This window comes from Streptomyces sp. NPDC006314 (assembly GCF_040613075.1).
Classification (GTDB): domain Bacteria; phylum Actinomycetota; class Actinomycetes; order Streptomycetales; family Streptomycetaceae; genus Streptomyces.
Map to the genome: position 1 here is coordinate 472,544 of NZ_JBEXRL010000004.1, position 22,380 is coordinate 494,923.

Annotated in this window: 17 protein-coding genes; 6 read left to right on the plus strand and 11 right to left on the minus strand. The window is 71.2% G+C overall.

Annotated elements, in window-relative coordinates; genetic code table 11:
• The first annotated feature begins 288 nt into the window (after positions 1 to 288).
• A complete protein-coding gene (locus ABZ079_RS10190) occupies positions 289 to 2,748 on the plus strand; it encodes a DNA topoisomerase IV subunit A (RefSeq protein ID WP_356938954.1) in 2,460 nt (819 codons plus the stop codon).
• On the opposite strand, the gene ABZ079_RS10195 is transcribed toward ABZ079_RS10190, so the two are convergent.
• Complete coding sequence (locus ABZ079_RS10195; RefSeq protein WP_356938955.1) at positions 2,745 to 3,875, minus strand: GTP-binding protein; 1,131 nt, start codon at positions 3,873 to 3,875, stop codon at positions 2,745 to 2,747. The genes ABZ079_RS10190 and ABZ079_RS10195 overlap by 4 nt on opposite strands.
• A 448-nt stretch (positions 3,876 to 4,323) precedes the next feature.
• Entirely contained in the window at positions 4,324 to 5,490 is a 1,167-nt protein-coding gene (locus tag ABZ079_RS10200; RefSeq protein WP_356938956.1) for a citrate synthase/methylcitrate synthase, read from the minus strand.
• Between the two features lie 113 nt (positions 5,491 to 5,603).
• Between ABZ079_RS10200 and ABZ079_RS10205 the strand changes: the two genes are divergently transcribed.
• The 4 genes from ABZ079_RS10205 to ABZ079_RS10220 all read left to right on the plus strand — a co-directional run bounded on the left by ABZ079_RS10205 (position 5,604) and on the right by ABZ079_RS10220 (position 10,363).
• Entirely contained in the window at positions 5,604 to 6,860 is a 1,257-nt protein-coding gene (locus tag ABZ079_RS10205) for a citrate synthase (RefSeq protein ID WP_356938957.1), read from the plus strand.
• Between the two features lie 54 nt (positions 6,861 to 6,914).
• Positions 6,915 to 7,856 carry a sucrase ferredoxin gene (locus ABZ079_RS10210; RefSeq protein ID WP_356938958.1) on the plus strand — a complete coding sequence of 314 codons (942 nt, stop codon included), beginning with the start codon at positions 6,915 to 6,917 and terminating at the stop codon, positions 7,854 to 7,856.
• A 135-nt stretch (positions 7,857 to 7,991) separates the two neighbouring features.
• Positions 7,992 to 9,689 carry a sensor histidine kinase gene (locus ABZ079_RS10215; protein WP_356938959.1) on the plus strand — a complete coding sequence of 566 codons (1,698 nt, stop codon included), beginning with the start codon at positions 7,992 to 7,994 and terminating at the stop codon, positions 9,687 to 9,689.
• The gene (locus tag ABZ079_RS10220) at positions 9,686 to 10,363 is read left to right on the plus strand and encodes a response regulator (protein ID WP_356938960.1); all 678 of its coding nucleotides are present in this window, start codon (positions 9,686 to 9,688) and stop codon (positions 10,361 to 10,363) included. The genes ABZ079_RS10215 and ABZ079_RS10220 overlap by 4 nt, the downstream gene beginning before the upstream one ends.
• 16 nt (positions 10,364 to 10,379) lie before the next feature.
• Here the strand turns inward: ABZ079_RS10220 and ABZ079_RS10225 are convergent, their stop codons facing one another.
• The 6 genes from ABZ079_RS10225 to ABZ079_RS10250 form a co-directional block, all read right to left on the minus strand.
• Positions 10,380 to 11,972: a cation acetate symporter gene (locus ABZ079_RS10225; RefSeq protein WP_356938961.1), complete on the minus strand. Its 1,593-nt coding sequence runs from the start codon at positions 11,970 to 11,972 to the stop codon at positions 10,380 to 10,382.
• On the minus strand, positions 11,969 to 12,517 hold the full coding sequence (locus ABZ079_RS10230; RefSeq protein WP_356938962.1) for a DUF485 domain-containing protein: 549 nt from the start codon (positions 12,515 to 12,517) through the stop codon (positions 11,969 to 11,971). The genes ABZ079_RS10225 and ABZ079_RS10230 overlap by 4 nt, the downstream gene beginning before the upstream one ends.
• A 60-nt stretch (positions 12,518 to 12,577) precedes the next feature.
• On the minus strand, positions 12,578 to 13,270 hold the full coding sequence (locus ABZ079_RS10235) for a response regulator transcription factor (RefSeq protein WP_356938963.1): 693 nt from the start codon (positions 13,268 to 13,270) through the stop codon (positions 12,578 to 12,580).
• Positions 13,267 to 14,418 carry a histidine kinase gene (locus ABZ079_RS10240; RefSeq protein WP_356938964.1) on the minus strand — a complete coding sequence of 384 codons (1,152 nt, stop codon included), beginning with the start codon at positions 14,416 to 14,418 and terminating at the stop codon, positions 13,267 to 13,269. The genes ABZ079_RS10235 and ABZ079_RS10240 overlap by 4 nt, the downstream gene beginning before the upstream one ends.
• On the minus strand, positions 14,415 to 14,936 hold the full coding sequence (locus ABZ079_RS10245; protein WP_356938965.1) for a DUF1453 domain-containing protein: 522 nt from the start codon (positions 14,934 to 14,936) through the stop codon (positions 14,415 to 14,417). The genes ABZ079_RS10240 and ABZ079_RS10245 overlap by 4 nt, the downstream gene beginning before the upstream one ends.
• Positions 14,937 to 15,612: 676 nt before the next feature.
• On the minus strand, positions 15,613 to 17,736 hold the full coding sequence (locus ABZ079_RS10250) for a DNA topoisomerase IV subunit B (protein ID WP_356938966.1): 2,124 nt from the start codon (positions 17,734 to 17,736) through the stop codon (positions 15,613 to 15,615).
• A gap of 440 nt (positions 17,737 to 18,176) precedes the next feature.
• On the opposite strand from ABZ079_RS10250, the gene ABZ079_RS10255 reads away from it, so the two are divergent.
• Positions 18,177 to 18,407, plus strand: coding sequence for a hypothetical protein (locus ABZ079_RS10255; RefSeq protein ID WP_356938967.1), 231 nt, complete (start codon positions 18,177 to 18,179; stop codon positions 18,405 to 18,407).
• Positions 18,408 to 18,526: 119 nt separating this feature from the next.
• Here ABZ079_RS10255 and ABZ079_RS10260 read toward each other — a convergent pair whose 3' ends face one another.
• The 3 genes from ABZ079_RS10260 to ABZ079_RS10270 all read right to left on the minus strand — a co-directional run bounded on the left by ABZ079_RS10260 (position 18,527) and on the right by ABZ079_RS10270 (position 22,351).
• Complete coding sequence (locus ABZ079_RS10260) at positions 18,527 to 19,378, minus strand: serine protease (RefSeq protein ID WP_356938968.1); 852 nt, start codon at positions 19,376 to 19,378, stop codon at positions 18,527 to 18,529.
• 122 nt (positions 19,379 to 19,500) lie between these two features.
• On the minus strand, positions 19,501 to 21,036 hold the full coding sequence (locus ABZ079_RS10265) for an RNA polymerase sigma factor (RefSeq protein WP_356938969.1): 1,536 nt from the start codon (positions 21,034 to 21,036) through the stop codon (positions 19,501 to 19,503).
• 427 nt (positions 21,037 to 21,463) lie between these two features.
• Positions 21,464 to 22,351: a FadR/GntR family transcriptional regulator gene (locus tag ABZ079_RS10270; RefSeq protein WP_356938970.1), complete on the minus strand. Its 888-nt coding sequence runs from the start codon at positions 22,349 to 22,351 to the stop codon at positions 21,464 to 21,466.
• Between the last annotated feature and the right edge of the window lie 29 nt (positions 22,352 to 22,380).

A 22,380-nucleotide genomic window follows, 5' to 3' on the forward strand; every position in this document is an offset into this window, starting at 1 on the left:
GTCCCTTCGCGAGCGGAGGCGGTCGTCGAAACCGCGGTTTTCCTGCCGTTCCTGCCACTGTATGCAAAGCGTGCGGGGCCTCGGTGAAGTTCCCGCGGGACGTACGCCCAGAGCGGATCGCGTAGCCTGCGTCAGGCGTGCCGTGGGGCGGCTCTCCGGCACCGGGCGGACACCTCTCCGGCACCGGCCGGGCCGGCGGAGACCGGGTCGTGGCCCGGGCTGTCAGTGCCGCGGTCCACAATGGTCCGCGTCAGATCCGTCAATCGCTTCAGCAAGGAGCCGGCAGCGATGGCCCGCCGCAGCACGAAGACCCCGCCGCCCGACGACTCGTTCGAGGAGAGGATCCTCGACATCGACGTCGTGGACGAGATGCGTGGCTCCTACCTCGAGTACGCGTACTCGGTCATCTACTCGCGTGCCCTGCCGGACGCCCGTGACGGCCTCAAACCGGTGCACCGCCGGATCGTCTACCAGATGAACGAGATGGGCCTGCGCCCCGAGCGCGGCTATGTGAAGTGCGCGCGCGTCGTCGGCGAGGTCATGGGCAAGCTGCACCCGCACGGCGACGCGTCGATCTACGACGCCCTGGTGCGCATGGCGCAGCCCTTCTCCATGCGCGTGCCGCTGGTCGACGGCCACGGCAACTTCGGCTCGCTGGGCAACGACGACCCGCCGGCCGCCATGCGGTACACCGAGTGCCGGATGGCCGAGGCGACGAGCCTGATGACCGAGTCGATCGACGAGGACACGGTCGACTTCACGCCCAACTACGACGGCCAGGAGCGGGAGCCGGTCGCGCTGCCGGCCGCCTTCCCCAACCTGCTGGTCAACGGCTCCTCGGGCATCGCGGTCGGCATGGCGACGAACATGGCCCCGCACAACCTGCGCGAGGTCATCGCCGCCGCCCGGCACCTGATCAAGTACCCGAACGCCGACCTGGACGCGCTGATGAAGCACGTCCCGGGCCCGGACCTGCCCACCGGCGGCCGGATCGTCGGCCTGGACGGCATCCGGGACGCGTACGCGACCGGCCGCGGCACCTTCAAGATGCGCGCGACGGTGTCGGTGGAGACCGTGACCGCCCGCCGCAAGGGCCTGGTGGTCACCGAGCTGCCGTTCACGGTCGGCCCCGAGAAGGTCATCGCGAAGATCAAGGACCTGGTCAACGCGAAGAAGATCCAGGGCATCGCCGACGTCAAGGACCTCACCGACCGCGAGCACGGTCTGCGCCTGGTCATCGAGATCAAGAACGGCTTCGTGCCCGAGGCGGTTCTGGAGCAGCTGTACAAGCTGACGCCGATGGAGGAGTCCTTCGGCATCAACAACGTGGCCCTGGTCGACGGCCAGCCGCTCACCCTGGGCCTGAAGGAGCTGCTGGAGGTCTACCTCGACCACCGCTTCGACGTGGTCCGGCGCCGCAGCGAGTTCCGCCGCGGCAAGAAGCGGGACCGGCTGCACCTGGTCGAGGGTCTGCTGACCGCGCTGGTCGACATCGACGAGGTCATCCGGCTGATCCGGTCCAGCGAGAACTCCGCGCAGGCCAAGGAGCGCCTGATGGAGCGCTTCTCGCTGAGCGAGGTGCAGACGCAGTACATCCTCGACACGCCGCTGCGCCGGCTCACCAAGTACGACCGCATCGAGCTGGAGGCGGAGAAGGACAAGCTCACCGCGGAGATCGAGGAGCTGACCCGGATCCTGGACTCGGACGCGGAGCTGCGCAAGCTGGTCTCGGCCGAACTGGCCGCGGTGGCCAAGAAGTTCGGCACCGACCGGCGTACGGTCCTGCTGGAGTCCGCGGGCGCCCCGGTGGCCGCCGTGCCGCTGCAGGTGGCCGACGACCCGTGCCGGGTGCTGCTGTCCTCGACGGGCCTGCTGGCCCGTACGGCGACCGACGAGCCGTTCCCGGAGGCGGCCGGCGCGAAGCGCGTCAAGCACGACGTGATCGTCTCGGCGGTCCCGGCGACCGCGCGCGGCGAGATCGGCGCGGTGACCTCGGCGGGCCGCCTGCTGCGGATCAACGTGGTCGACCTGCCGCAGCTGCCCGAGTCGGCGGCCACGCCGAACCTCTCGGGAGGGGCGCCGCTGGCGGAGTTCGTCTCCCTGGAGGACGACGAGACCGTGGTCTGCCTGACCACGCTAGACGAGTCGTCCCCGGGCCTGGCGCTCGGCACGGAGCAGGGTGTCGTCAAGCGTGTGGTGCCCGACTATCCGTCCAACAAGGGCGAGTTGGAGGTCATCACACTCAGGGAGGGCGACCGGATCGTCGGCGCGGTGGAGCTGCGTACCGGCGAGGAGGACCTGGTGTTCATCGCGGACGACGCGCAGCTGCTGCGTTTCCAGGCCTCGATCGTCCGCCCGCAGGGCCGCCCGGCGGGCGGTATGGCGGGCATCAAGCTCACCGAGGGCGCGAAGGTCATCTCCTTCACGGCGGTCGACCCGGCCGCCGACGCGGTGGTGTTCACGGTGGCGGGCTCGCGCGGCACACTGGACGACTCCGTGCAGACGACGGCCAAGCTGACGCCGTTCGACCAGTACCCGCGCAAGGGCCGGGCCACCGGCGGGGTGCGCTGCCAGCGGTTCCTGAAGGGCGAGGACTGCCTGGCGCTGGCCTGGGCGGGCCCCGCTCCCGCGCGCGCGGCGCAGAAGAACGGCACCCCGGCGGAGCTGCCGGAGCCGGACCCGCGCCGGGACGGCTCGGGCACCTCGCTGCCCAAGACGGTGGCGGTGGTCGCGGGGCCGGTGTTCTAGGCGGTGTCCTGGCCGGTGATCCAGGCGGGCGGATCCTCGAGATCCGCCCCGTCCGGGTCGGCCGCCTTCCCGGGGTCCGTTTCCCGCGGTCCCTGTACGTAGCGCAGGACGCCCCACATGCCGTGCTCGTCGGCGTGCGGGGCGTCGTTCCCGCACGCCTTCAGTTCCTGGCCGAGGGCGTCGGCGTCGATGCCGGAGCCGATCAGCACGAGCTGGGTGCGGCGGGCGTCGGCGGACGTCCAGGACTCGGGGTAGAAACGGAGGAACCGGCCGACGGCGTGCACGGCGTACCGGCCGTTCGGGTCGTACGGCCCGAAGTCGACGTACCCCTTGATCCGGTACAGCCCCTCGGGCCGGCTGTCCAGGAACCGCATGAGCCGCCGGGGCTCCATCGGCACGTCGGAGGTGAAGGACACGCTTTCGTAGCCGGCGTGCAGGTGCTCCGTGTGGTCGTGGGCGCCGCGGTCATGCAGGTCGTCGAAGGACAGCTGTCCGATGCGCTCCTCGCCCGGCCTGCAGTCGAAGAGGAACTCGGGGTCGATGCGGCCGTACGTGGCGGGGACGACGGCGGCGCGGTCGGTGAGTGAGCGGACGAGCCCCAGGACCCGGTCGGCGTCGTCCGCGCGGTCGAGCTTGTTGACGACGACCAGGTCGGCGAGGGCGAGGTGCCGGTCGATCTCGGGGTGCTTCGCGCGCGTGCCGTCGAACTCGGCGGCGTCGACGACTTCGACGAGACCGCCGTAGACGATGCCGGGATGCTCGCTGGCGAGCACCATCCGCACCAGTTCCTGCGGCTCGGCCAGCCCGCTCGCCTCGATGACGATGACGTCGATGCCGGCGGCGGGGGCGGCGAGCCGGTCCAGGTAGGCGTCCAGTTCGCTCGCGTCGACGGCACAGCACAGGCAGCCGTTGCCGAGTGAGACGGTCGAGTCGCCGAGAGCGCCGGCCACGGCCATCGCGTCGATCTCGATGGCCCCGAAGTCGTTGACGATCGCCCCGATGCGGCTGCCCCCGCTGCGGTGCAGCAGATGGTTGAGGAGCGTGGTCTTCCCGGAGCCCAGGAAACCGGCGAGTACGACGACCGGGATCTGCTGCGGACTGCGGCTGCTGCCCAGGCTGTTCCCCAACGGGCGACCTCTCTCACGCGGAAGCGCACACCGGCTCACGGCCCGGCGCGCGGACGGGTTTCGACTGCGCGACCAGCATACGAGCGGGGAGAATCGCGGCGAAGTGAACGACTGTCAGCCCTCCGTGCAGGGCAGACGTGGGACAGGACAGGGAGGCCGCGACCCTCCCGCCTTCGCTCCGTGCGCCTCGGGCCGGCCGCCTCCCCGCCGATCAGAGCCGCTCGGCACTCCGGGGGCGGCGAGCGCCACCGTCCACTCGCCGGCCCCCTGCCGTCGCCCCGCGATCACGGCCGCTCTCGTGCGGTCGGCCGCCGGCTCCTCCGCGCCCCTCCCCGCGTATCGCCGCACCGCGGGACACTGCCGCACATCGACATGGGTGTTCCGGACGTCGGGAACGGCCGTCGGTCCGGTGCCACGGGGCACCGGACCGACGCCGTCCGCGCTCGGCTCAGGCCGGTGCGGGGACCGAGAGCTGCGGCTCCGGTCCGACGTAGCGGGCCACCGGCCGGATGATCTTCGGGTCGGCCGCCTGTTCCATGATGTTGGCGCTCCAGCCCACCACCCGCGCGGCCGCGAAGGTGGGAGTGAACATCTCGCGGGGCAGACCGCACAGTTCCATGACCACACCGGCGTAGAACTCGACGTTCGTGTGGAGTTCGCGGCCGGGCTTGAGCTCGGTGAGGATCGCCTCGACCCGGCGCTCGACCTCCACCGCGAATTCCACGCGCGGGCCGCCGAAGGACAGGGCTATCTCCCGCAGCATCCGGGAGCGGGGGTCCTCGGTGCGGTAGATGGCGTGCCCGAAGCCCATGATCCGGTCACCGGCGAGCACCCGCTCCCGGATCCAGGTGTCGATCCGGTCCGGCGTGCCGATCGCGTCCAGCGTGTCCAGGGCCCGGCTGGGCGCACCTCCGTGCAGCGGTCCGGACAGCGCACCGACCGCACCGGTCAAGCAGGCCGCGACGTCGGCGCCCGTGGACGCGATGACCCGCGCGGTGAAGGTGGACGCGTTGAATCCGTGGTCAATGGTTGAGATCAGGTACTGCTCGACCGCACGCGCCCGGCGGGGGTCGGGTTCCGAACCCGTCAGCATGTACAGGTAGTTGGCCGCGTACGGGAGGTCCTCGCGAGGCTCGACCGGATCGAGGCCCCGCCCGAGCCGGTACAGCGCGGTGAGCAGTGTGGGTACGACGGCGCAGACGGCCACGGTGTCGGCCCGGCGCCGCTCGGCGCCGATGTCGTACACCGGCCGGAGTCCTTGTGCCGCGCCCAGCAGCGACAGGGCCGTGCGCAGCCCGGCCAGCGGGCCGGAGAGACGGCTCGCCGCGGCGATCGCCGGCAGCGCCGCGCGCACGTCCCCGGGCAGCCGCCGCAGCGCCGCGGTCTCGGCGGCGAAGGCGGCGCGGCGCTCCGCGTCCGGGAGCTCCCCGTGGACCAGGAGGTGCCAGACGTCCTCGAAGCCGCGCGTCTGCGCGAGTTCGGTGGCCGAGTACTGGCGGTAGTGGTAGAAGCCCTCCCGCCCCCGGACGTCGCCGAGCCGGGTCTCGGTGACGACGACGCCCGCGAGACCGCGCGGAGCGTCGATGAGCGGGGTGGCGGTCCTGGCGATGGCCATGGTTTCTCCTCACTGGACTTGATTCGACTGTCCATGCTTGACTCTTTGCTTGTCAATGTTGATTCAATCAATGCGTCGCTATCAAGGTGTGCAGAGACGGCTACGGTGACCCCATGCGCGATCACGACCCCGCTCCCAGCCGCCCCGGGGGAAGGCTGACCACCAAGGAGACCGCCGAGGTGCTCGGCGTGAAGCCCGAGACGGTGTACGCGTACGTGAGTCGCGGCCTGCTCAGCAGCAGACGCGAACCCGGCGGCCGCGCCAGCACCTTCGAGGCGAAGGAGGTGGAAGCCCTCGCCCGCCGCAACCGGCGCGAGGCGGCCGGGAGTCCGGGCTCCGGGAGCGACCTGTCGGTCCGCACCCGCATCACGCTGATCGAGAAGGACCGCTACTTCTTCCGGGGCGTGGACGCCGTCGAGCTGGCCACCCGGCACTCCTACGAGGAGGTCGCGGAGTGGCTGTGGACGGGCCGGCTGACCCCGGGCATCACCTTCTCCGCGCCCGATACCACCGTCGAGGTCGCCGGCCGCGCGGTGGCCGCCCTGTCCGAGCACGCCTCCCCCGTCGACCGGCTGCGGGTGGCGGCGATCGCAGCGGCGGCAGAGGACCCGCTGCGCTTCGACCTCTCCGAAGAGGCCGTGCTGAACACCGCCCGCCACCTCATCCCCACGCTCGTCGCGGCGCTCCCGCCGGCCCTGCACGGTCACCGGGACGACGGCCCGCTGGCCCACCGCCTGTGGGGCCGGCTGACCGGCCGTCCCGCCGACGAGCCGTCCCTGCGCGTCCTGGACACCGCGCTGGCCCTGCTCGCCGACCACGACCTGGCCGCCTCCACCCTCGCGGTCCGGGTCGCCGCCTCGGCGCGCGCGCACGCCTACGCGGCCGTCTCGGCCGGGCTCGGTGTCCTGGAGGGCCCGCTGCACGGCGCCGCCAGCGGCCTGGCCCACCGCATGCTGCTCGACGTGCTCGACCAGGGCACGGCGGTCCCGGTGATCGCCGACGAACTGCGCGCGGGCCGCCGTATCCCCGGTCTCGGCCACCGGCTCTACCCTGGTGAGGACCCCCGCGCGCGCGTGCTCCTCGGCCTCCTGGAACAGGTCCCGCGCGCGGAGCCCGCGCTGCTGGCGGCCCGCGACATCGTCGCCACGACAGCCCGGCACACCCCCCTGCACGCCAACGTCGACCTGGCCCTGGCGGTGTTCACCGCCTCCTGCGGCATGCCGGCCACGGCCGGTGAGACGATCTTCGGCGTCGCCCGCACGGCGGGCTGGATCGCGCACGCCCTGGAGGAGTACGGCGAGCGCCCGCTGCGCATGCGACCCAGCGGTCATTACGTGGGTCCGCGGCCGCCGCGGCCCCTGCCGGAGTAGGACACGGGCCCGGCAGGAAGTCGCCCTGCGGCGAGCCAGGTTAGGCTCACCTCTGTGAGTAGGTGCGCGACCGTCTCCCGGAGCCTCGACGAGCCCGTTTCCGGCACGGCTGCCACGGCGACGACGTGGCTGCTGCTGGAACAGCCCGGCCCCTGGGGCGCCAAGGCGCTCACTTCGAGCCACCTGGACCCCGCGCTGGGCCGGGCGCTGGAGGCCGCCGCCGCGGAAACCGGCGTCCGCATCGCGCTCATCCGGCGCCCCGGTCGCCATGCCGACCCCGGGACACCCGCGATCCGGCACGTGTACGTCGCCCACACCGTTCCGGGGCGTGTGTGGCTGCACAGCGCCACCACCCGCGATCCGCGGCGGCTGCTCGAGCTCGACTTCGCCGCCCTCGGGGCGGGCGACCACCGTTCCTTCGGTGCGGCGCTCGGCGGCCGCCCGCACCGCGGTGGCCCGCTCGCGCTCGTGTGCACCAACGGCAAGCGCGACCGCTGCTGCGCCCTCCTCGGCCGTCCCCTCGCCGCCGAGCTGGCGGCCTCGGAGGTGCGCGGGGTCTGGGAGGTCACCCATCTGGGTGGACATCGCTTCTCACCGACGGTGCTCGTCCTGCCGTACGGCTACGCCTACGGCCGCGTCGAGGCGCACACCGTCCAGGAGGCCTTGCGCGGCGTCCAGGAGGGGCGCGTGGTGGTCGAGGGCTGCCGCGGGTGCTCCGCCTGGGAACGGCCCGGCCAGGCGGCCGAGCTGGCCGTCCGGTCGGCTGCGGGCGAGTACCGGGCGGGCGTGCTGAGTGTCCTGCGGACCGACGGCGCGGCCCCGCGCTGGGAGGTCACCGTCGGCCACGCCGACGGCCGCCGCTGGCGGGTCACCGTGGCGCAGGGGGCGTCGCTGCCGCCCCGCCCGGAGAGCTGCGGTGCGGCGGTCCTGGGGACGCCCGTGCGGATGGACGTGGTGGCGGTGCGCGAGCTGCGGCCGACGGCACTGGCGAGCTGAGCGGCGCCCCCTCGTCAAGCTCATCAAGGTGAGCCGCCAGTCCGCTCAAGGGTTGATCGGAAGATCAAGCACGGGTCAGGAGATCCACACCACACCCCTGGGGCGCTTCGGCCCGGGACACGTACGGTCGTGGGTATGAGCCCCACTCCCCCCGCACGCCGTCTGCGCCTCGGTCTGCCCCGGCGGGTGTTCTCGCAGGTGCTGCTGATGCAGGTGGCGATCGCCGCGGGAGTCGCGGTGCTCGCGACCGGGCTGTTCCTCGCGCCGCTGAGCAAGCAGCTGGACCAGGAGGCGATGCGGCGGGCACTGGCCATCGCCGAGACCACCGCCCAGGACCCGCAGATCGCCGAGGGTGTCCGCACCACCCCGCCGACCAGGAACGGCCCGGTGCAGCAGGAGGCGGAGCGGATCCGCCGGGCCACCCGCGCCGAGTACATCGTGGTGCTGGACCGGAACTGGGTGCGCTGGTCGCATCCCACGGCCTCGGAGGTCGGCCGGCGCGTCTCCACCGACCCCACCGACGCCCTGGCCGGCCGGGAGGTCATGGGGATCGACAAGGGCACCCTGGGGCGCTCGGCGCGCGGCAAGGTACCGCTCTACGACGCCGACCACCGCATCGTCGGGGCGGTCTCGGTCGGCATCGCCTACGACAGTGTGCGGGCACGGCTGATCAGCGCGATCCCGGGACTGTTCGCGTATGCCGGCGGCGCCCTCGCGGTGGGCGCGCTGGCCGCCTGGCTGATCTCCCGCAGGGTTCAGCGGCAGACCCGGGACCTGGCCTTCTCCGACATCTCCGCGCTGCTCGCGGAGCGCGAGGCGATGCTGCACGGCATCCGGGAGGGTGTGGTCGCCCTCGACCGCGGCGGCCGCATCCGCCTGCTCAACGACGAGGCGCGGCGGCTGCTCGGCATCGGTGACGAGGCGGTCGGGCAGACCCCCGACGAGGCGCTCGGCGAGGGCCGTACGACGGACGTGCTGGCCGGCCGGGTGCCCGGCACCGATCTGCTCACCGTGCGCGGCCAGCGCGTCCTGGTCGCCAACCGCATGCCCACCGACGACGGCGGCGCCGTGGCCACCCTGCGCGACCGCACCGAACTGGAGCAGCTGGGGCGGGAACTGGACTCCACACGCGGGCTGATCGACGCGCTGCGCGCCCAGGACCACGAGCACGCCAACCGCATGCACACGCTGCTCGGGCTGCTGGAACTGGAGATGTACGACGACGCGGTGGAGTTCGTCGGCGAGGTGGTCGGCGACCACCGGGTCACCGCCGAGCAGGTCACCGAGAGGATCCAGGACCCGCTGCTGGCCGCGCTGCTGGTCGGCAAGGCGACCGTGGCGGCCGAGCGCGGGGTCGCCCTGTGGGTGTCGGAGGACACCCGGCTCCCGCACCGGCTGATCGATCCGCGGGGTCTGGTCACGGTCGTCGGCAACCTCGTGGACAACGCCCTCGACGCGGTCGCGGGCACTCCGCACGCGCGCGTGGAGGTCGAGTTGCGCACGAAGGGCCGTGCGGTCGTCCTCAGGGTGCGTGACACAGGACCCGGTATCCCGGCGGACCAGCGGGAGTTGATCTTCACCGAGGGATGGTCCACCAAGAAGCCGCCCGCGCACGGCAAGCGGGGCATCGGGCTGTCCCTGGTGCGCCGGCTCGCCGAACGGCAGGGCGGTAGCGCGGCCGTGGGCGCGGCGGACGGCGGCGGTGCAGAGTTCACCGTGGTCCTGCCCGAGGCGCTGACCGAGCCGGAGCTGCGACCGGCCCTCACCGGGGCCGCGGATTCCGGTACGGCCCCTGCGAACGTCCCGGCCACCGCCGGGGAGGAGACGCGATGATCGAGGTCCTGGTAGTGGACGACGACACCCGGGTGGCCCGGGTCAACGCCGCCTACGTCGAGAAGGTGCCCGGGTTCCACGTGGCAGGCGAGGCGCACAACGCGGCGGAGGCGCTGCGTCAGGTGGAGGCCCTGCCGCAGCTCGATCTGGTGCTCTTGGACCACTATCTGCCCGACGACACGGGGCTCGCGGTCGTACGGGAGATGCGCCGGCGCGGCCACCAGACCGACGTGATCATGGTGACGGCGGCGCGGGACGTGTCCACCGTCCAGGCCGCCATGCGGCACGGAGCGCTGCAGTACCTGGTGAAACCGTTCGCCTTCGCAGGTCTGCGGACCAAGCTGGAGGCGTACGCCGAGCTGCGGCGCACCCTGGACGGCGGTGGCGAGGCCGAACAGGCGCAGGTGGACCGCATCTTCGGCGCCCTGTCCGCCGCCTCGGAGCCGGACCTGCCGAAGGGGCACTCCCCCACCACGGCCGAGCTGGTGCGGCAGGCGCTGATGAACGCCGTAGGCCCACTGTCCGCCCAGGAGATCGCCGAGCGGACGGGGGTGAGCCGGCAGACCGCCCAGCGCTATCTGAAGCTGCTGGAGCGCACCGGACGGGCCCGGCTGACCCTCAAGTACGGCGACGCGGGCCGCCCGGAGCACCGGTACGCGTGGGTGGCGCCGTAGTGAACCGTGTGGCCCGCTACACCGCCCCGGCGCCGGTCAGCGACCGTACCTCCGTCTCGGCGTACTTGGCCTCGTCCGCGACGTCGTCCGAGGTGACCGTGCCCAGCCAGCCGGCGAGGAAGCCGAGCGGGATGGAGACGATGCCCGGGTTCTGCAACGGGAAGTACTGGAAGTCGACCTCCGGGAACAGCGAGACCGGGCTGCCGGACACCACCGGGGACAGCAGCACGAGCACGAGCGCCGGGATCAGCCCGCCGTACACGGCCCACACCGCGCCGCGGGTGGTGAAACCGCGCCAGAACAGCGAGTAGAGCAGCACCGGGAGGTTCGCCGACGCGGCGACCGCGAAGGCGAGACCGACGAGGAAGGCGACGTTCAGGTCACGGGCCAGCAGACCGAGCGCGATCGCGACGACACCGATGCCGACCGCCGCGAACCGCGCCACCGCCACCTCGCTGCGCGCCTTGCCGTGCGATCGCCGTAGCGACGCGTACAGGTCATGGGCCACCGAGGCGGAGGAGGCGAGCGTGATGCCGGCGACGACCGCGAGGATCGTGGCGAAGGCGACGGCGGCGACGACAGCGAACAGAACCGTTCCCCCGGTGGAGCCCACGCCGCCGCCCAGATCGAGGGCGAGCAGAGGCACGGCCGTGTTCCCGGCCGCGTTCGAACCGCGCACGGCATCCGGCCCCACGACGGCCGCCGCCCCGAATCCCAGGACGATCGTCATCAGGTAGAAACCGCCGATCAGGCCGATGGACCACACCGTGGAGCGCCGGGCGGCCCGGGCTGTGGGCACGGTGTAGAAGCGGGACAGGATGTGCGGCAGTCCCGCCGTGCCCAGCACCAGCGCGAGTCCGAGGCTGATGAAGTCGAGGCGGGCGGTCCAGTTCCCGCCGTATTTGAGGCCCGGCGCCAGGAACGCCTTCCCGTGCCCGCTGCGCTCCGCGGCGGTGATCAGCAGCTGGTCGAAGTCCCCGTGGAAGCGGACCAGGACGAGCACGGTCAGCGCGACCGTCCCACCGAGCAGCAGAACCGCCTTCACGATCTGGATCCAGGTGGTGGCCCGCATCCCTCCCAACGACACATAGATCACCATGAGCGCGCCGACCCCGATGACCGTCCAGGCCTGGGCCGCGCCGCTCGTCCGCCCCAGCAGCAGCGCCACCAGGCTGCCCGCGCCGACCATTTGGGCCACCAGATACAGAACGGAGACGGTGACGGAGGAAGTTCCCGCGGCGATCCGCACCGGCCGCTCGCTCATCCGCGCCGCCACCACGTCGGCCAGGGTGAACCGCCCGCAGTTGCGGACCAGTTCGGCCACCAGGAACAACACGACCAGCCACGCCACGAGGAAGCCCACCACATACAGCAACCCGTCGTAGCCGTACAGCGCGATGAGCCCCCCGATCCCGAGGAAGGAGGCCGCCGACATGTAGTCGCCCGCGATGGCAAAACCATTTTCCATCGGGGAGAACAACCGTCCGCCGGCGTAGAACTCCTCCGCCGAACCGTGCCGCCTGCGGCTCACCCAGGTCGTGATCCCGAGGGTGACGGCCACGAACCCGCTGAACAGCAGCAGCGCCAGAGTCTGATGGCCGCCTGTCACGAGGTACCTCCCTGCACACCGCGGGTCAGTTCCTGGGTCTCCCAGCGCAGTTCCAGCGCTGCCCGGTCCCGGCGCAGCCGAGCGTGCCGGGAGTAGGCCCAGGTGAGCAGGAACGTGCTGAGGAACTGCCCGAGCCCCGCGAGCATGCCCACGTTCACCGCCCCCGCCACGGGCCGCGCCATGAGTCCGGGCATGGTCGTAGCCATGACCACGTATCCCACGTACCAGAGGAGGAAGCCGATGACCCCCGGCACCACGAAGCGCCGGTACCTGTCGCGCACCTCCTGGAAGGCCGCGCTGCGCTGCACCGCGACGTACACGTCGCGGGCGTGAACCGCTGTTCCGCTCCGCTCCCGGCGAGCGGGCGGCACGGTCGGCGCCCGCCTGCCCGTGCCGTCCAGTTCGCCCCAGCCGGAGGCCAGCGCGTCGTACCAAGGGTCTTCGTACGTCACGTCGCGGGCGGGCGGGTTGTGATCTTCCGGATGCTCGGACGCCCTCTCGGGACCATCCCCGGCTCCGCGGGAACGACCGTTGCTTGACTGCATGCCCAAGGATGGACAGATCGGGAAGATCCATGACTCTTCTTCCCTCGGCACTTCACCCCATCAGGTGATCCATCCCGCGGGCGGTCGCACCAGCCCGTTGCCGTAGGCGTAACGCACCGCCTGTGCCCGGTCCTTGAGGCCTGTCTTGGCGAAGAGGTTGTTGATGTGCGTCTTCACGGTCGCGGTGGAGACATGCAGCTTGCGAGCGATCTGCTGGTTGGTGAGGCCTTCGGCGATGAGCACCAGGACCTCGGTCTCGCGCGCGGTCAGCCCGTCGGGCGCCTCGGCGGCCGCCGGTTCGGGTTCGGGCTGCGAGAGCCGCTCCAGCAAGCGGCGCTGGATGCTCGGGGACAGCCCCGCGTCCCCCGACAGCACGCTTTCCACGGCGCGCACGATCTCGTCGCCGCCCGCGTCCTTGGTCAGGTAACCCCGGGCACCGGCCCGCAGCGCGGGGAACAGCGACTCGTCGTCCGCGTAGGTGGTGAGCACCACGACCTGCGTCCCGGGGTACTGCGCCCGAATACGCCGGGTGGCCTCCACACCGTCGCAGCGGGGCATCCTGAGATCCATCAGGACGACGTCCGGGGCTAGTTCTCCGACCAGCCGCACCGCCTCCTCGCCGTCTCCCGCGGCACCGACGACCTTGATCCCGGGCAGCAGACCCAGCAGCATCACGATGCCCTCCCGGACCACGGTCTGATCGTCCGCGACCACCACCCGGGCGGGTTTCTTCTCCTCGTCCGTCTCCGTCATACCGGCACCTTCAGCGTCACCATGAACCCCTCCTCGTCCGGTCCCGCGTCCAGCGAACCGCCCAGCAGTTCGGCGCGCTCCCGCATGCCCAGCAGACCGTACCCGTCTCCGGACCCCGTGAGTTCGCCCGGCCGACCGCCCGAATCCCTCACGTCCAGCGTCACTTCGTGCTCGCGGTAATCGAGTCGCAGGTACACCTTGGCGCCCTGGGCGTGCTTACGGACGTTCGTCAGCGCCTCCTGCGCGACCCGGCGCACGGCCTGAGACGCCTCGGCCGGCAGGGGTCTGCGCTCCCCCGTGACGGTGACCTCCGCGTTGTCGGCCCCGCTGACGAGCTCGGTCAGGAAGTCCTCCAGCGGGGTCAGCTCACCCCGCAGCGCGGACAGTGCCTGCCGGGTCTCCGCGAGGCCGTCGCGGGCCATGCCCCGGGCGGCCACCACCCGCTCCAGGATCCGTTCCCGGTCGGCGCCGTTCTCGATCAGCAGCCGGGCCGCCTCCAGGTGCACCAGCTGCGCGGAGAGACTGTGGGCCAGCACATCGTGGATCTCCCGTGCGATCCGTGCCCGCTCGCTCAATGCCGCGGACTCGGCCTCGGCGGCCCGAGCGGCCCGCTCCTGGGCGAGCAGCCGCTGTGCGTTGCCCCGGGCTTCCGCGTCCAGGCGCAGGACGTATCCGGCGAGTGCCATGCCCGCCACGGTGACGGCCGTGGTCAACCACACGTCGGTGTCGAATGCGGAGTACGAGGCCAGCGCCACCGCCGCCACCGGGCCGGCCGCCACGAGCGGCAGTCTCTCCAGCGCGCTGATCCCACAACCGCAGAAGATCACGAGAGCCGGCACTCCGAACCCCGTGGCCTGGCTGGCGACCGCGATGCCCAGGAGTACACCCATGAGCGCCAGGGAGGGCACCAGCCGGTGCTCGTAGGTCGTCCGGAAGAAGGCCCACGCGACGAGACCGGCGACGAGGACTCCCGCTGCCGCCGCGAGCGCTCCCCAGATCCCGACGTGTCTGTGGCTGAACGCGCCCCACAGGAGCATGGCGAGCACCAGCAGCCGGACAGCCCAAGCGAGCAGGCGCCGGGGCCGGGTGATTCCCTCAGGGCCGAGCGCTTCGCGCGACGGCCAGCGTGTCCAGGCGTTCTCGGTCACACGCGCTCCTTCCACGCCGGCCGGTTGTGGTCACCGTACGCCGGGGCGGGACGGCTGGTGGCGCCGAGGCACTGCGCCCGCCAGACCAGGATTCCGTCACGGACCAGCAGGGTGCCGGCGAGGCCGAGCAGCAGGGCGGCGCTGTCCTGGCGCACGCCGGGGGCGGAGCCGACGGCGAAGACACCGACCCGCAGGACTATGCCTCCGATCCACACGGCGGCGCTCGCCTTGGTGCTCTTGGTCCACACGACGCCGTCCGCAGCCGTCCAGACCCGGGTGGTCCAGGCCCATCCGGCACCGGTGGCCAGGCCGGTCAGCAGCTCCATCGCGAGCAGTACGGCGGGCCCTGCGCGGTGGTGGGTGTCGAGGATGCCGGGCTCGCGCAGCGCGACGACGGCGAGGATCACGGGCAGCAGCCACCAGCGCAGGTCCGTGTCGATCGCGCGGGCGCGGAACTGCCGCACGATCACGATGGCGACGACGGCCACGACCATGAGTGCGTTGTCGAGCCCGGACATCGGGGCCTCCGTGAGCGAGAGGGTGGTGCCGGGAGCCAGTGCTGCCGACGCCTTCGAAGCTACGGAAATTCGCAGGTCGGGAGGATCGGAGCCGGGGTGGATCACGGGTGGAAAGGCTGAGCGGCCCCACTCCACCCAGGGATGGAGTCACCGGAGAGCGAAGGGTGCCGGGGACTCTGGTCGGCGCGGCACCGAAAGGTGGGGGGCCGTCCCGGCTCGGCGGCTCGCCGAAAGGCGCGGGGACCCATTCGGCTGGGGACCGAAAGATGCGGGGGCCCGCTTGGCCGGGTATCGCACTGCGCGGGGCCCCGCTCGGCCGGGGATCGAAAGACGCGCGCACCCCGGTCGGCCGGCGCCGGGCAGCCGGGAGCAGCGCCGTGGGCTACGCAGTCGGCCGTAGTTCCCATGCCGTGGTCACGGCCATGCGACGACGGGGGCCGAAGCAGTCCACCGCCGTCGAAGCAGCACGGGCAACGTCGGACATGCCCGCCGTCGAAGCACCAACGGACATACCCCTCGGCGTCGGCCGTCGCGCCCGTCCGGCCGCCCTTCCCGACGGTCGCAGGACGGGCGGCGCCGGCGACTCGGTCAGCGCCCGTCCCGGCCCAGCCGTCCAGGGCGCCTCCGATCGGGCCGCCCTCCAGCGATCCGCGGTCGGCCGCGCCCCGCGCGGCGGCTACGCGTCGATGCGCGAGCGGTCCAGTGTCGCCGCCGAGCTGGAGATGAACTCCTTGCGGGGTGCCACGTCGTTACCCATGAGCAGGTCGAATACCTGTTCGGCGGCTTCCAGGTCGGAGAGGTTGATGCGGCGCAGCGTGCGATGACGCGGGTCCATCGTGGTCTCGGCCAGCTGGTCGGCGTCCATCTCGCCCAGACCCTTGTAGCGCTGGATGGAGTCCTTGTACCGGATGCCCTTGCTCTGGAACTCCATGAGCTTGTCGCGCAGCTCACGGTCGGAGTACGTGTAGACGTACTTGTCCTGGCCCTTCTTCGGCTGGACGATCTCGATGCGGTGCAGCGGCGGCACCGCGGCGAAGACGCGGCCGGCCTCGACCATGGGCCGCATGTAGCGCTGGAACAGCGTGAGCAGCAGGCAGCGGATGTGGGAGCCGTCCACATCGGCGTCGGTCATCATGATGATCTTGCCGTAGCGGGCCTGTTCGATGTCGAACGTGCGGCCCGAGCCCGCTCCTATGACCTGGATGATCGCGCCGCACTCGGCGTTCTTCAGCATGTCGGTCACCGACGACCGCTGCACGTTGAGGATCTTGCCCCGGATGGGCAGCAGCGCCTGGAACTCGGAGTTGCGTGCCAGCTTGGCCGTACCGAGCGCGGAGTCGCCCTCGACGATGAACAGCTCGCTGCGGTCGACGTCGTCGCTGCGGCAGTCGGCGAGCTTGGCCGGCAGGGACGAGGATTCCAGGGCGGTCTTCCGACGCTGGGCGTCCTTGTGCTGACGTGCCGCGACGCGGGTCCGGGCTGCGGCGACGACCTTCTCCATGACGACCCTGGCCTGGGCGGCGGCGTCACGCTTGGTGGTGGTCAGGAAGGCCTTCAGTTCCTTGGTGACCACGCTGTTCACGATGCGGCGGGCCGCCGAGGTGCCGAGGACCTCCTTGGTCTGCCCCTCGAACTGCGGTTCGGCCAGGCGCACGGTGACGACGGCGGTCAGACCCTCCAGGGCGTCATCCTTGACGATGTTGTCCTCGGCCACACGCAACAGCTTCTTGGCCCGCAGGACATCGTTCATCGTCTGGGTGAGAGCCTGCTCGAAGCCTGCGACGTGGGTGCCGCCCTTGGGAGTGGCGATGATGTTGACGAAGGACCTGACGGTGGTGTCGTAGCCCGTGCCCCACCGCAGCGCGATGTCGACGCCCAGCTCGCGGGTGACCTCCTGGGGCGTCATCTGCCCGTGCTCGTCCAGAACCGGGACGGTCTCCTTGAAGGTGCCCTGCCCGGACAAGCGGAGGACGTCACAGACCGGCTTGTCGTTAGCCAGGTACTCGCAGAACTCACTGATACCGCCGTCGAAGCGGAACGACTCCTCACCCTTGCTGCCACCCTCGCCGAGACCGAACTCGTCACGGACGACGATGGTCAGGCCCGGCACGAGGAACGCGGTCTGGCGGGCGCGCTGGTGCAGGGTCTCCAGCGAGAGCTTGGCGTCCCTGAGGAAGATCTGCCGGTCGGCCCAGTAGCGCACGCGCGTGCCGCTGCGGGTCTTGGGGATCTTCTTGGTCCTGCGCATGCCGCTCTTGGCCTCGAACTTGGCGTCCGGGCCGTTCGCCGCGAAGGCGCCCGGTGTTCCGCGCCGGAAGCTGATGGCGTGCACATGACCGCCTCGATCCACCTCGACGTCGAGGCGGGCGGAGAGCGCGTTGACCACGGAGGCGCCGACGCCGTGCAGACCGCCGGAGGCGGCGTAGGAGCCGCCGCCGAACTTGCCGCCCGCGTGGAGCTTTGTCATGACGACCTCGACGCCCGACAGACCGGTCTTGGGCTCGACGTCCACCGGGATGCCGCGGCCGTTGTCGCGCACCTCCACGGAGCCGTCGTCGTGGAGGATCACCTCGATGTGGTCGCAGTGGCCGCCGAGGGCCTCGTCCACCGCGTTGTCGATGATCTCCCACAGGCAGTGCATCAGACCGCGGCTGTCGGTCGAGCCGATGTACATGCCCGGGCGCTTGCGCACGGCCTCGAGGCCCTCGAGGACGAGCAGGTGCCGCGCGGTGTAGTTGGAACCGTCCCGGTCTGCTCCTGCCAGCAGCGCTGTGGACGGCACGGACGTATCGGCGGTCACGCGGTTCGCTCCTCGCTGAATTTCAGGTGGCCCCCCTTTGGGTAAGGGGGCGGCTTCGGTCGCCGCACAGAGGGTACCGAGGCCTGGTAGAGCCGGTGTAACGCCACCCTCGTCGGAAACCTAGCCTAGTCCAGGCTCGCATGCGTGTTCGAACCCTCGATGGAGTGAAGTACACATCACGTTCCCTTGGAGGCATGAACCATTTAGGCTCCGGGCACGTCCTCATGAACAACCGGCAACCCAGCCGGCGGACCGAGACCCACAAGACAGCGCGAAACCGTAGGCACCTAAGACACGCAATACGGCACATTCGCCGCCAACCGGCAGCAGACAACCGCCCCGGAAGATTTTTTCGAGGAAAAGCCACGAGCGGGAACGTTTTCGGACTGGTTGGATGTTGACCCTGGTACGACAGCTCGTCGAGCTAGAGAAGAGGCGACGTGACTACTGTTCTGACCCCCGCGAGCCCACTGACGGCCGCCGATCGCTGCGACCGCTGCGGCGCCCAGGCATATCTGCGCGTCGTCCTGCTCAGCGGCGGAGAGCTGCTCTTCTGCGCCCACCACGGTCGCAAGTTCGAGCCGGAACTCAAGAAGATCGCCGCTGAGATACAGGACGAGACGGAGCGGCTGACGTCCGTTCCGGACATCGCTTCCGAAGAAGAGCGCTGAATCTCGCACCCACGACGAGCCAGCTCCGGCACAGGCCGGCGAACGGGCGGCCGCTCCCTTTCGGAGCGGCCGCCCGTGCTCATGCCCGCGTGGGGGGCCTCAGGAGCGCCTATACGGCCTCACCGGGACCTCGTGCCCGCCCCCGCACCCGCTTTCAGAGCCCGTAGGACCTCGGAGACGCGTGTGTAGACGCCGGGCCTTCCCGGCCGCCCGCAGCCGCTTCCCCACGATACGAGCCCGATGAGCCGCCCACCGGCCACCAGCGGCCCGCCGCTGTCGCCCTGGCAGGCGTCCGGGCCCCCGGCGACCTCTCCGGCGCAGAGCATGGTGTCGGCCCGGTAGGTACCGTCCGGTCCGCCCGGATAGGCGCGGGCGCACAGATCGTCGGTCAGCACGCGCACGCGTGCCGCGTGGAGCCGACGTGCGTAGGCGCCCCCGCCCGTTGTGTCGCCCCACCCTGAGACCAGGGCCTTCGTACCCGGCGTGTAGGCCTGGTGGCCCGCGCCCGCCATGGCGACGACCGCGCGCTGCGGAAGCGCCTCGGCGAGGGTGAGGACGGCGAAGTCGCCGGAGTTGGTCGTGCTGTGGTACCCGGGATTGACCCGGACATCCCGTACGGCGACCTCGTCGCCCTCGTGCGACAACAGGTCCGTACGGCCCGCGATGACCCTCAGGTCGCGCACGCGGTTCGGCGGGGCGCCCAGGACCTCCTCGGCCACACAGTGGGCCGCGGTGACCACCAGGGTCCGCGCGATCGCCGCACCGCCGCAGAACTGGCCCGCCCGCGTACCTCCGAACCGGTCACGACTGGACAGCGCCACCGTCCACGGAGCCTGGGAAACCTCGATCGGAAACCCTCCGACCACCACGCTGTCGGCGGCCGTCGGGGCCGCGCTCGCCACGGGTATGGCGGTCATCGTGGCCGCCAGTGCCAGCGGCCGGATCAGTGCCCGCGCAACGGAACGGCGCATGCCGGCTCCTCACTCTGGGGTCTTCCTGGGATACCCAGAGTCATCCAGGGCGCCGCCGTTCGCAGCACGAAGGCCCGGCCCCCGCGAGGGGAACCGGGCCGTCGCCGTCGTACGACCGCGACCTAGTCGAGGTAGTCGCGCAGCACCTGCGAACGCGACGGGTGGCGCAGCTTCGACATGGTCTTGGACTCGATCTGGCGGATGCGCTCACGCGTCACGCCGTACACCTTGCCGATCTCGTCGAGGGTCTTCGGCTGACCGTCGGTGAGACCGAACCGCATGGAGACGACGCCGGCCTCGCGCTCGGACAGGGTGTCCAGAACGGAGTGCAGCTGCTCCTGCAGGAGCGTGAAGCTGACGGCGTCGGCGGGGACGACGGCCTCGGAGTCCTCGATGAGGTCACCGAACTCGCTGTCGCCGTCCTCACCCAGCGGGGTGTGCAGCGAGATGGGCTCCCGGCCGTACTTCTGGACCTCGATGACCTTCTCCGGGGTCATGTCGAGCTCCTTGGCCAGCTCCTCCGGGGTGGGCTCGCGGCCCAGGTCCTGGAGCATCTGGCGCTGCACGCGCGCGAGCTTGTTGATGACCTCGACCATGTGCACCGGGATACGGATGGTGCGGGCCTGGTCGGCCATGGCGCGGGTGATCGCCTGCCGGATCCACCAGGTGGCGTACGTGGAGAACTTGTAGCCCTTGGTGTAGTCGAACTTCTCCACCGCGCGGATCAGGCCGAGGTTGCCCTCCTGGATGAGGTCCAGGAAGAGCATGCCGCGGCCGGTGTAGCGCTTGGCCAGGGAGACCACCAGACGGAGGTTGGCCTCCAGCAGGTGGTTCTTGGCGCGGCGGCCGTCCTCGGCGATGATCTCCAGCTCGCGCTTGAGCTTCGGGGCGAGCTTGTCGGCGTTGGCCAGCTTGTCCTCGGCGAACAGACCCGCCTCGATGCGCTTGGCCAGCTCCACTTCCTGCTCGGCGTTGAGCAGGGGGACCTTGCCGATCTGCTTCAGGTAGTCCTTGACCGGGTCGGCGGTGGCGCCGGCCGCGGCGACCTGCTGCGCGGGGGCGTCGTCCTCGTCCTCGTCGGACAGGACGAAGCCGGCGCTCTCGGTGCCCTCGGGCTCCTCGGCGACCTTGGTGTCCTCGAGGACCTCGTCTTCGAGAAGCTCGACGTCGTCCTTCTTGGCCGTGGTCTTCTTGGCGACCGCCTTCTTCGCGACGGTCTTCTTGGCGGCCGCCTTCTTGGCGGTCGTCTTCTTGGCTGCGGCCTTCTTGGCGGCTTCGGCTTCCTCGGAGGAATCGGCCGGGGCGGCGGGCACGGCCGGGGCGGCCGAGGTGGCGGTGGCCTTCCTGGTGGTCACCGTCTTGGCCGCGACCGTCTTGGTGGCGGTGCGCTTCGCCGGACTCTTCGCTGCGACGCTCTTGCGGGTGCGCTTGGGCTCTGCGGCACTGACCATCAGCGTCACACCCTCTTCCTCAAGAATCTGGTTGAGGCTGCGCAGTACGTTCTTCCACTGAGTGGCCGGAATCTGGTCAGCTTCGAAGGCCCGACGCACATCGTCGCCGGCGATCTGCCCCTCAGCCTTTCCCCGCTCAATGAGCGCCATGACAGAGACGGACTCGGCGATCTCCGGCGGGAGCGTACGGGATGTGCTGGCCGACACGAACAACCTCTCGGAACGTTGGAAAACGGCTTCCGGCACCGTCCACTGCGGACAGGAGCCGACCACCGGCCTGATGGGCCGACGGCGCGGGCGGGGCCGGGAAGATGCACAGCGCCTGTCATGGCGTCCGTATTCCCTCCGCGGCTGTCACCTCTTAGGTCATCGCGCTGTTCCCACGAGCGTTACGCCCAATCTGCGTGGCCCGAGTCACACCCCGTAAGCGTTCAGAAGCGTTCAAATGGGGGCAGATGAGATCATCTCGTCGTCACGCCCGGCCGTGATCAGCACCACGGCGGCCCGTCGCACCGCCGGACCCGCCGGAGTCCAGAGGATCCGGCGGGTCCGGCGGGGCCCGGAACCCGGGCCCGAGCGGCCATGGGAACCACGAGGACGCCGCACACCGGCGACCGCACTGCCTCGTCGCGGGTCAGTGTTCGCGCGGGGCGGGGACCACGCGCTCCACCTCGGGGTGGACCGTGAGCAGTTGACGCATGGCCGTCTCCGCCGCCGCGCCGTCGCCGGTGCCGAGGGCGTCCACGATCCGCGCGTGCTGCGCGAGGGACGCCTCGTTCGGCCGGTCACACGCGGTGACCGGGCCGCCCGACACCTGGAGGGCCGCCGAGACGATCCCGAAGAGATGCTCCAGCATGCGGTTGCCGGCGATCTGGATGAGCATGGCGTGGAACTCGTTGTCCGCACGCGAGTAGGTCAGGGCGTCCCCCTGCGCCATGGCGTGGCTCATGATCTCGACCATGTCACAGAGGCGCTGCTGCACCTCCTCGCGCCCGTGTCCGGCGGCGAGGCGGGCGGCGAGCGGCTCGATCGTCCAGCGCAGCTCGCTGAGCTCACGGCGCTGGTCGTCGCGCTGGGGCCCGAAGGCCCGCCACTCGATGATGTCCGGGTCGAGGAGATTCCAGTCACTGACGGGACGCACGCGCGTGCCGACGTTAGGGCGGGCGCTGACCAGGCCCTTGGCCTCGAGGACACGGAGGGACTCGCGGACGACGGTGCGGGAGACCTCGAAGCGCTGGCCGATCTCCTCGGGCACCAGCGGGCGGTCCGCCCCCAGGTCGCCCGAGACGATCATCTGCCCCAGCTGCTGAACGAGCTGGCCGTGCAGACCGCGTCCGCGGCTGCCCGCGGTACGCCGGCCGACGCGGCCCAGCTCCGGGTCCGCGCCGTCCCAGGAGGGCGCTCCGACGCGGTCGGCCACGGGGGCCTCGGCGTAGGAATAGCGGTCGAGATCGCCCGGGCCGGTCAGACCTGAGTCTGCGGAGCGGGCGGCGGTCATCATGGTGTGCGCAAGGGTACTCACGCATCCTTTGTCGGCGCCGTCTCCAACTC

What these genes read in the sequence shown, in the direction of transcription:
- ABZ079_RS10190 (WP_356938954.1), top strand. Translation starts at nt 289, where the DNA reads ATGGCCCGCCGCAGCACGAAGACCCCGCCGCCCGACGACTCGTTCGAG.
- ABZ079_RS10200 (WP_356938956.1), bottom strand. Translation starts at nt 5,490, where the DNA reads ATGGCCATCGCCAGGACCGCCACCCCGCTCATCGACGCTCCGCGCGGT.
- ABZ079_RS10205 (WP_356938957.1), top strand. Translation starts at nt 5,604, where the DNA reads ATGCGCGATCACGACCCCGCTCCCAGCCGCCCCGGGGGAAGGCTGACC.
- ABZ079_RS10215 (WP_356938959.1), top strand. Translation starts at nt 7,992, where the DNA reads ATGAGCCCCACTCCCCCCGCACGCCGTCTGCGCCTCGGTCTGCCCCGG.
- ABZ079_RS10220 (WP_356938960.1), top strand. Translation starts at nt 9,686, where the DNA reads ATGATCGAGGTCCTGGTAGTGGACGACGACACCCGGGTGGCCCGGGTC.
- ABZ079_RS10230 (WP_356938962.1), bottom strand. Translation starts at nt 12,517, where the DNA reads ATGCAGTCAAGCAACGGTCGTTCCCGCGGAGCCGGGGATGGTCCCGAG.
- ABZ079_RS10235 (WP_356938963.1), bottom strand. Translation starts at nt 13,270, where the DNA reads ATGACGGAGACGGACGAGGAGAAGAAACCCGCCCGGGTGGTGGTCGCG.
- ABZ079_RS10245 (WP_356938965.1), bottom strand. Translation starts at nt 14,936, where the DNA reads ATGTCCGGGCTCGACAACGCACTCATGGTCGTGGCCGTCGTCGCCATC.
- ABZ079_RS10260 (WP_356938968.1), bottom strand. Translation starts at nt 19,378, where the DNA reads ATGCGCCGTTCCGTTGCGCGGGCACTGATCCGGCCGCTGGCACTGGCG.